This is a genomic window from Flavobacteriales bacterium, assembly GCA_025210805.1.
GTDB lineage: Bacteria > Bacteroidota > Bacteroidia > Flavobacteriales > CAJXXR01 > JAOAQX01.
Genome location: JAOAQX010000004.1, coordinates 87,391 through 96,861 on the forward strand (window position 1 = coordinate 87,391; position 9,471 = coordinate 96,861).

At 32.9% G+C, this 9,471-nt stretch carries 7 protein-coding genes; 3 read left to right on the plus strand and 4 right to left on the minus strand.

The annotated features are described in order from the left end of the window. Window positions 1-60: 60 nt before the first annotated feature. Both N4A45_01925 and N4A45_01930 read right to left on the minus strand, forming a co-directional pair. A complete protein-coding gene (locus N4A45_01925; GenBank protein ID MCT4663975.1) occupies window positions 61-3,687 on the minus strand; it encodes a M1 family aminopeptidase in 3,627 nt (1,208 codons plus the stop codon). A 6-nt stretch (window positions 3,688-3,693) separates the two neighbouring features. Beyond that, the gene (locus N4A45_01930) at window positions 3,694-4,587 is read right to left on the minus strand and encodes an ABC transporter ATP-binding protein (protein MCT4663976.1); all 894 of its coding nucleotides are present in this window, start codon (window positions 4,585-4,587) and stop codon (window positions 3,694-3,696) included. A 332-nt stretch (window positions 4,588-4,919) separates the two neighbouring features. Here N4A45_01930 and N4A45_01935 point away from each other — a divergent pair, with 332 nt between their 5' ends. From N4A45_01935 to N4A45_01945, 3 genes are all read left to right on the plus strand, one after another. Next, on the plus strand, window positions 4,920-6,098 hold the full coding sequence (locus tag N4A45_01935) for a hypothetical protein (protein ID MCT4663977.1): 1,179 nt from the start codon (window positions 4,920-4,922) through the stop codon (window positions 6,096-6,098). 471 nt (window positions 6,099-6,569) lie between these two features. Then, entirely contained in the window at window positions 6,570-7,157 is a 588-nt protein-coding gene (locus tag N4A45_01940) for a histidine kinase (protein ID MCT4663978.1), read from the plus strand. Further along, a complete protein-coding gene (locus N4A45_01945) occupies window positions 7,147-7,842 on the plus strand; it encodes a LytTR family DNA-binding domain-containing protein (protein MCT4663979.1) in 696 nt (231 codons plus the stop codon). The genes N4A45_01940 and N4A45_01945 overlap by 11 nt, the downstream gene beginning before the upstream one ends. Window positions 7,843-7,989: 147 nt before the next feature. Here the strand turns inward: N4A45_01945 and N4A45_01950 are convergent, their stop codons facing one another. Both N4A45_01950 and yiaA read right to left on the minus strand, forming a co-directional pair. Then, window positions 7,990-9,090 (minus strand): hypothetical protein, encoded by a 1,101-nt coding sequence (locus N4A45_01950; protein MCT4663980.1) that lies wholly within the window; start codon window positions 9,088-9,090, stop codon window positions 7,990-7,992. Between the two features lie 20 nt (window positions 9,091-9,110). Beyond that, window positions 9,111-9,467: an inner membrane protein YiaA gene (gene yiaA, locus N4A45_01955; GenBank protein MCT4663981.1), complete on the minus strand. Its 357-nt coding sequence runs from the start codon at window positions 9,465-9,467 to the stop codon at window positions 9,111-9,113. Window positions 9,468-9,471: the final 4 nt, after the last annotated feature.

Below are 9,471 nucleotides of genomic sequence, written 5' to 3' on the forward strand. Positions count from 1 at the left end.
AATTTCTCAGATATCTCAAAAAAAAAAGCACCAGTCAAAAACCAGTGCTTTTAGCTAAGTTTAATCTACTTTTTTGCGATTGTCATCTGTTTTTATGTCGATGAGTTTATTGTATGGGTCAATACCCACTTCGGTAGGTTTTTCATTAACCACAAGCGTTATTTTATTGTTTATAGACGTTATTTTGTGTTTCTTTAGATAAAGTTGTTTCTCTTCTGAGAATAAACCAAGTTCTATATAATCTCTGAGATTTTCAGAGAGTAAGGTGTCACCGCTTTTTTGAATGAAAGACAAAGAATCTGAACCATAATAATGCTGACCTTGCTCATTGTCTTTATATTTTCGGGTAAGGAATTCAATGGTTACTTCATATTCTCCATTTTCTAAATCCTTTACAGTTGCTTCTTTTATCTTATTATCATAGAGAGTGATAGTTTCAAACATATCTTGAATCAAATAATCAAGAGAATCTGGTACAATGGGACGAATATAATTTACCATTTCGATAGAAGTAGTATAGGGAGGTTCTTGAAATTGTACTTTTTCTACGTACTTTTTGAGTGCTCCATTGAGTTTTTCTTCTCCCAGGTAGTCACTTAAAGCATAGAAAATGAGCGATCCTTTTTGATAACGTATATAGCCTTGACCATCATTATACATGAGTGGCTTTTCTCTTTTTCGTTCCCTGCTTCTTCCACGCAAATAGGTCTGCATAGAGTGTTTTAGAAAAGTTCGCATTTTTTCGGGTCCATGTTCATGTTTAAGAACTTGGAGTGCTACATATTCAGATAGACTTTCAGATAGCATGGTGGCTCCCAGAACATCGGCGCCTATCACTTGATGAGCCCACCATTGGTGAGCCAATTCATGTACCGTTATAGCAAAACAATAGTTCACACCAACTTGGTCAGTGGTATCATTATTGGCTATAAACCCTACAGCTTCAGAGAAAGGAATGGTATTAGGGAAAGATTGGGCAAATGAACCACCTGTTCTTGGGAATTCCACAATCCGTACTACTCGGTGCTGGTAAGGCGAAAAATTCTTCGAATTATAATCCAGGGAAGCCTTTACTCCAGCCGCCATGTCTTTTAGGTTATAATCGTGTTTTGAGTGGTAATAAATTTCTATATCCACTTCATCATTCCATTGATCTTTATATATATTGTAATCACCAGAATTGAACGCAAAGAAATTTAAAATTTTACTCTCCATTTTGTATTGAAAATAATGTCTACCATCTTTTTTCCAATCTTTGATCAAGTTTCCTGGAGCAATTGCAATCTGACCTTCTTTTGTGCTCACTGTGGCTTCAAAATCAATCCAATCAGAGTCATAAGAAATATAAGTGTTTCCCAGTGCTGAAGAATCGCTTGGGTGCGGTCTTAAATCGTTTTTTGGAAGTCCGTATGAGGCTCTTACTCCATTATCAGTTAATTCTCCAGAAGAGGAGTAACCAAAACTTGGGAATAGTTGAGAACTATTAATAAAAGTTCCATTTTTTCTTACAGGAGATCGTTTTTTTAGCCAATGATTCTCTTGATTTTCAACCACAATATCTAGCTGAATTTTTTCACCAGGACGCAAAGGTTCTTCAAGACGATAAATATCAAAATGATGAACGGTGTCTTCTAGGTCAAGATGTGTGGCTCTATCAAAAGAAAATTGACTTTTTAACCCATTGTGATTGAGATAGAGTTCTTGAATATTCTCCGTTGTTTTGTTAACGAGTTCAAATTGAGCTTGAGCCTTAAAGTTGCGTTCATCTGGAAAAATCTCCATATTTACCTTGGCAGAAATAATTCTAGGTTGAGCTTTTCCTTCATATTTTTTGTACTTTTTTTCCCATTCCACCATCAATTTTTCTTGAGTTTTGTTTGATTTTCTTTCTACAAAAATATTATCGGCATAATAAATATTAGAGCCAATTATTAGAAAAATCATCAGAAAGGAAATACCTAAAATTGTATGCCATTTTGTTTTTCTGGCTTTCGCCAATTGGAATCTTTCTTTGATAGAAGAAAAATGCACTCGAACCCAAAATAAGCTTGACAACAAAAGTAGAAATAGACCAAAGAATAGCCAATAGCTTTTAAAGCTGAAATATCGAGTAAGAAAATCTCCATAACCATTCATATCAGAATAGGCGTAATACCCACCTTGGTTGTATTTGTAAATAGCTTGCTCAATACCTGCATAGCTTAGGAAGTTTATACTGGTGCTGATTAATAATAAAATAAAAAAACCGAGATAGGGGTTTTTAAACAAGGTATGAATGAAAATAGCGAGGAAGGTCCAGACTAAAATATTCATGAATTTGAGCACAAAAAGTTCAAATAGATAATGCCCCAGTTGAATATCATAAAAACCACTATAAAGCTGAAAAGAAACACCAACAAGAAGTATGATACTCAATAAAATTAATTGCATTTTGAATATCGCAAAAAATTTGGATAACATCAAAACCCAGTTTGGAACTGGCGTAGTATTTTCTATTTCGGATATTTTGTAAACACGACTTCTGTGAATCAGTAAGCCCGTATATAAAAAGGTGAGAATATTAATAAAAAGACCAAAAACACCTGCCGAAGTTCCCAAAATAATTCCCGTTGTAGGAAATACATTGGTTTCATACATTTCTCCTGCATCCACCACTTCCATAAAAAGGAAAAGGATTCCCACTGCAGTAATAATCCTAAAAGGCCAACTGGAGTAGATGTATTTAAAATCTGTTTTGGCAATTTTCCATGCGGTTTTTAGGTGTTTTTTAAAAGAAAATTGAAGATTTACTTTTGGTAAAATAATCTTTTTTACCTGACTGGTATTTTCTTTGGTAACACGTTTACCTTTGTTTTTTCTCAATGAAAGTGACCAAGCATTCTCAGAGAATTGAAATTTGGTATAGGTTCCAATAAAGATGAGTATAGAAACACCTATCCAAATCAAACGATTGAAGAGAAGAACAGGATCTAAAGGAATAAAGTTGGTGTTTTGCTCAGCAAGTGTCCATTTTCCAGTAATATAGTTTAATGCACCTTCACCAAATGGATCAAAAAGACCGATATAATATTCATTTTCGGGGTTTGAACCAAAGGAATTGATAAAACCTTGTACCAAGATTAATAAAAGAACCAAAATATAACCCGCTGCAATTTTTCTTGAAAAAGTAACTAAAGAAAAAATGAGAATTCCAACAAACAATATATTAGGCAGAACGAGAATAAAATAGGTAAATAAATAAGAAAATATTTGAAAATCACCGAGTTTATCAGGATTTACTCCTGGTAAATGAAATCCAATTTCTAAACCAATTCCAATACAAATAGCAATAAGTGCAGTGACGGTAAAGGCACTTAAGAATTTGGCGGTTAAGTAAGAGGCTTTTGTGAAGGGATAAGAATAGAGTATTTGATGCATCTGGCTTTTATAATCCCGGTAAACCGCTACTCCAATGATGGCTGGAATAAAAAAGTTGATCATCATTGATAAACCCGTGAATAGCCCTGTGATATAAATGGGTGAATTCACTTTTGCTGTACTTTCTGTCTGGACAGTAATATGATCAAAAATACCACCAGTAGCACCACCAATAAGAATTCCTAATGCCAAAAAAATGGCAGCGAAAATATAAACACTTGTCTTCCTAGACCAATGTTTTAGCTCTTGTTTAAAAATAGGATAAAACATAAAATCTTATTGATTAAGGATTATTTGATTATCCGAATTTAAAGTATGATAATACACATCTTCTAAGTGAGCAGTTGCCAACTGGAAGCCGTTTTCAGGGTCCGTTTCAGAAAAGGCTCTTACCATCAATTGATCGTCTTGGGTAAAGCTTGTAGATAAAATGGTATAATTATTTTCATAGTTTTCAATGGCTTCTCGGGAGATTTCCTTTGACCATATTTTTCCTTGTAATCCTTCTGTGGCAAGTTTTGGTGTTGATTGCATCAATATTTTTCCTCCATTGAGAATTGCCATGGCATTACAAAGTTCTTTTACATCATCTACAATATGGGTTGAGAAAATAACAGTAGAGTTTGTTCCTACTTCTCTTAGAACGTTTAAAAAACGATGGCGTTCTGCAGGGTCTAATCCCGCAGTGGGTTCATCCACAATGATTAACTTTGGATTATTGAGTAATAATTGAGCAATTCCGAAACGTTGTTTCATTCCTCCAGAATATCCCGAAACATTTTTCTTTCTTACTTCATAAAGATTGGTGATTTCAAGAACTTTTTGAACGATTTTATTGCGTTCAGTTTTGGAATGAATTCCTTTTAAAGTTGCCAAATAATGCAGAAGATCTAATGCAGACATTTTTGGGTAAACGCCAAATTGCTGAGGAAGGTAGCCCAAAATTTTCCTCAATTCCATGGGGTTTTCTAATACATTAATCCCATCGAAAGTAATGGATCCAGTATCAGGTTTTTGTAAAGTGGCGATGGTGCGCATGAGCGAGGATTTTCCTGCTCCGTTGGGTCCTAATAATCCGAACATTCCCGTTCCGATTTCTAATTGTAGTTCATCAATAGCTTTTACCCCATTTGGGTATTCTTTTGATAAATTTTCGATGGATAGTTTCATATTAAAATTCTATTTTGATTAGAACTCTAATATATAACATAATTCTGTTAGTTTCTGTTGATAGGCATTAAGTTCAGTTAAAAAGGTATTAAAAAGGGTTTATTTAGATACCTAAAGATTGGTTTATGCCTCTCTTTGAATAAAGGCGAGTGTGAAAAATTCTTCTTCCAAGTGCAATCACAAAAGAAACCCTCTCAATAAATTCATTGTCAAAAGTGGATTTTAATAATTGTCGTTTATAGGCATATAAGTTCTTTTTATAGACTTTGATAAGCTTGATTTCTCAGCAATTATTTAATGTTTCTAATTTTGCATGCATAAAAAATGAAACTATGCACAAGTACATTTACTTAGTTTTTACCTTATCTATCTATTTATCATTTGTATATGAGTCAAAAGGACAGGTTGGGATAGGAACAACATCGCCCCATTCTTCAGCTATTTTAGATTTAGCATCGACTACAAAAGGATTTTTACCTCCAAGATTATCTTTATTAGAACGGAATAATATTTCGTCACCTTCTGAAGGGTTGGTAATCTATAATACCACGCAAAACTGTTTGGAGTATTTTAATGGTGATTCATGGTTTGACCTTTGTTGTAGTAAGACAGTCAATGAAAACCTAGCATCTCTGCAATATGTTTATAGACTTGACCCTACTAAAGCCAATACTTTGTCAAATATGGCATTGGATGGAACAAATACGGGAAGCGATGCCGGAATTGCACCTAATCATGGAGACTATGTTTATAGTGCGGAAATGATTCATTCCAATGGAAGCAATAGTGCTACTTTAGTCTATTCGCCTGGGAGCCTGGAGCCAGTACAGAATACGGCCTCGGGGGATGGTATCTTTATCTATGAAGAAGAAGCATCATCAATAAGTTACCAGCAGAAAGATTATTTGACCAGAACGGTTTCTTTTTCAAATTCCACTATTGGAGCTGGGTCGAAAATTGAAAATGACATTAGCCCTGATTTGCAGCAAGAAATGGAAATGTTTATTGTGGCAAAATTTGATGGAAATGCACCAGGATCGAACGCTTGTTTCTTTGCTTCTGCTGATGGAGCAAATAAAGATTATTCTTTTCAGATAGGATCTGGTGCAACAGTTGCTGCAGCTGATGATTGTACGGCAGATTATTTTACTTTGCGTTTTAATGATGGGAACAATAAACTGAAAATTTGTGGTAAAGCAAGCTCTAGCCCCGATGGAACAGACAAACGAGTTTCTGTAATGAACGACGAATTACATGTTTTTAATATTCGAAGTTATTTGGAGGGTGGCTCACATACATTGGAGTTCTTGATAGATGGTGAATTGGTCTCTAAAAGGACTGGTCTATCAGGATTTCCCCTCATTGAAAAAATAAAATTACTGACTAATAGAAACAACAATAGAGGTTCAATATCAAGTATTGGAGAACTTATTATTACGGATCAGTTATTGACTACACAGGAACAAAATACCATTAACAATTATCTACTTTGCAAATACTCTGAGCATTAGATTAGAAGTAAATTAGTTTATATTTGGTAATCTATGAGATCAAGTATTAAAAGGGTATCAGGTAAATTATTTAGAATTCTAAGACATTTATTGTTTTGGATCATATTTTTATTGATTAATTGGAAACTTGCAAGCAATGAATTTTCATCAGTTCAAGACATATCATTCTTTGAATATTGGAAAGCAAGAATTGTTTTTGTCTCCTTAGTAATCCTTCCATTTTACCTTCACATCTTTAGTTTACGATATTTAATAAACAAAAAGTTACATTTAATAAAGATAATTCTAATTCTTTTACTTGGCTTGATTAGCTATAGTATTTTCTTTCAGTTGATTTTGTACTTATTAAAAAATGGAATAAGTCGATCATCAATAGATATGGCTAGAGATACTTATTTCATTATTCTTATAGTCTCGGCTTCTACATTATATTATTTTATAAAAGATGCAATAATTACAAAACGTAGACTGATGAAGATGGAAATTCAGTTTCTTCAAAACCAAATAAAACCCCATTTTTTTAATAACGAATTAAATAATCTCCTTGGCTTGGTGAGAAAAGGGGATAAGGATCAATCGGAAATTTATATTAAATTTCTATCGGAATATATGTCATTTAATCTGAAGAGTGATATAAATATGATGAACAGCTTAAAGGAAGAAGTGAATTGTATTTTAGCGTATTTAGATAATATTGAGCAAAGAATTTCCCCTTTAGTAAAAATCGAATACACAGTTCATAAACCCCTTACTTCTCTCAAAATATATCCGCTTATATTAATGACTTTGGTAGAAAATGCTGTAAAGCATAGTGGAATTTTGGAAAGTGAAGAGGGGGCTATTGTTCTTGATATTAAAACGGAGCATAATCTACTAATATTCACTTTAGAGAATTCCATTCATTTGGATGTTGATGGTGGAATAAACTCTACAAAAATTGGGTTGATAAATATGAAAAAGAGGTTGAATTTACAATACCAAGATCGTTACGACCTTAGTATTCTTGAGAAAGAAGATTCTTATTTTGTGGAATTAACGATCGTTTTGGATGAGGCATAAAACTTATACTTGTATTGTGGTGGAAGATAACAAACCTTCTTTGGATTTAATAAAATATTATATTCAAGAAACACCTCGCTTAAATCTTATAGGAACTTTTTCGCAATTTATTGATGCCAAGGAGTTAATACTTAGTAACCCCAATGCTATTTTATTCTTAGATATTATTCTTCGAAAAGAAAATTCGATAGAGATTCTTGAAAATAAACCTTTAAAGAACCCTATAGTCTTTTTGACGGGTTATAAGGAGTATGCATATAAAGCATTTAATATTAATGCAATGGATTATCTCCTAAAACCAATTACTAGGATCCAGTTTGATAAATGTATCAATAAAATACTTCCGAAGCTTCGAATTTCAGAATATGAGATTAACAAGAATTCTTCAATATTCATATCGATAAATAGAAAACTAAGAAAAGTGGATTATGTAGATATTTATTATATCGAATCAGAAAGAGAGTATTGTCTATTCCATACCAAAGAAGGAATTTTAAGAACTAAGATGTCGTTAAAGAGTGTAGAAGAAAAAGTACCGAATATTAGCTTCCAAAAAATTCATCGATCTTTTATAGTCAATATTAATTATATAGATAAAATAGTAAAAAATGATGTAGAAATCCAAAAACGATTTTTACCAATAGGAAGATCCTATAAATCTATTATTCGAAGAAGATTGTTGTAAATATATTATACTCGCTTATTCTTTTTACTATACTTTTGGTTAGTAAAATTTCATGCTATTTATTGTGTTGATTTACTGAACCTAAATCTTCACAAAAGAAAACCCTCTCAACAAAATCATTTGTCAAAAGGATTTTCAAAACAAAAACTAGGAATTATCTTTCTGTTTTTTTTCTTGAACATCATCACCGCAGTTTGCGCAGTAGGGTAGATGAGCGTAGTTTTCTACACCACAAGATTTACATTTTTTAAACAATTCGAGTCCACAAAATCTACAAAAATTGGTCACTATTCCATAACTTCTATTCGCTTTCTTGTCATTAGATTTATCCCATTTTTTTAGGATAAAATCTTTACCACAAGAAGGACACATATGGTTGTCTAATGCTTTTTCGGCTGTGTCTGTTTGTACATTTTTAGCTCTTTCTTCTGTAGAAACTTTGAGTTCTTTTTTCTTATTCTCAATAAAGGCACGGATTTTATTGATAAAATAAATTCCAAAGATGATACTCAAAACTATCCCAACAGCATATCGAATATAACCACCATAACTAGGTAAATAGGGTAGGAGCCCGAAGAAAAACGAATAGAAAGAGAAAAGAATAAATCCTAAGAAAAGAGGCCAATATTTATGCTTTCTAAATTTGAACATAAAGAAAATTCCAATAAGCAAAATAGGCAAAATGAAGAGCAAGCGGTACAAGAAATTTTGAAGTTCATACTTTCTATAGGCTTTACTTTGTTCTTCATAAGCTCTATCATTTTCCTTGGAAATATCTTGATTAATTGCATTGATTTCTTGTCTGTAGCTAGTAATTTCTTGATTAATTTTTGATAATTCTTGCTTCCATTGGAGTTGAGTCTGATAAATTTCATCCAGTTTATTAGCTCTAGAAAGTACCTCTTTGTCCTCTGTTGGTGATCCAACAGTTTTTCTTGCTTCAATCCAGTTATCAAAGGAGTTTTTGGCTTTTTGATAATTATTTTTTACGGCATTAAGTGTGTATTGAATACTTTGCTTTTTCTCTTTTATGAGATTAATTTTATGCTCCAAAGTATCTATTTCAGCTCTTTTTTCCGTTAAAAGCTGTTTGTTTTCAAATTCTTGAACTTGTGGTCTTTCATTCCAATTGTCAATATCTCCCATTATTTTGGATGAAAGAGAGATTAGAAAGCCGCAGAGTACTACGGCTATCAGAATATTGACAAATTTTGAGGTTCTACTGAGTTTCTTGTTGTTAAATTCCATATTTTAGTTTGTTTATAAATTTATTTGGTACTATTATCTCTCACGTTTTTTTGAATAGTGATGGCTCCAAAGAGGGCTAATAAAAATGCGATCCCGAAGAATCCTTTTTCACTCAACCAAAGATCGGCATTCCACAGCCCAATAATCAGTAAAGCAACACATAGCAGGGTAGAGAACCAACTTAGTCCATAATACAACTCGGTTACAGGTAAGCCTTCCTGTTTATCTCTCACACTTTTCTGTACAGAAATTACGGCAAATAGACCAAACATGATTATGGTGAAATAATACCCTTTTTCGTTCAGTTGCATTTCTGAATTCCACAGTCCTATGAAATAACTGGTGAGTCCCGTAAGAAAGATAAGCCATGTGGTTATTACA